The sequence below is a fragment of the Mesorhizobium sp. M7A.T.Ca.US.000.02.2.1 genome (assembly GCF_003996995.1).
GTDB lineage: Bacteria > Pseudomonadota > Alphaproteobacteria > Rhizobiales > Rhizobiaceae > Mesorhizobium.
This window is the reverse complement of the sequence record NZ_RZTT01000930.1, coordinates 1-405: the sequence shown is the minus strand read 5'-3', so window position 1 is coordinate 405 and position 405 is coordinate 1. Positions and strand designations below refer to the sequence as shown.

Annotated in this window: 1 protein-coding gene; it reads left to right on the top strand. The window is 64.4% G+C overall.

Annotated elements, in window-relative coordinates:
• A partial coding sequence (locus EOD15_RS35475; protein ID WP_148129865.1) for an adenosine kinase occupies positions 1-405 on the top strand: 405 nt, incomplete at both ends.

Genomic DNA, 405 nt, shown 5'->3' with positions numbered 1-405 from the left:
CTTCGGCAAGGTCTCCAACGATGCGCTGGGCGAAATCTACGCGCACGACATCCATGCGCAGGGCGTCGCCTTCGACACCACGCCGCTCAACGGTGAGCCGCCGACGGCGCGCTCGATGATCTTCGTCACGCCCGACGGCGAGCGCTCGATGAACACCTATCTCGGCGCCTGCGTCGAGCTTGGCCCCGAGGATGTCGAAGCCGACAAGGCGTCTGGCGCCAAGGTCACCTATTTCGAAGGCTATCTGTGGGACCCGCCGCGCGCCAAGGAGGCAATCCGCCAGACGGCGAAGCTGGCGCACGCAGCAGGCCGAGAAGTGTCGATGACACTGTCGGATTCGTTCTGCGTCGACCGCTACCGCGACGAATTCCTTGAGCTGATGCGTTCGGGCACGGTCGACATCGT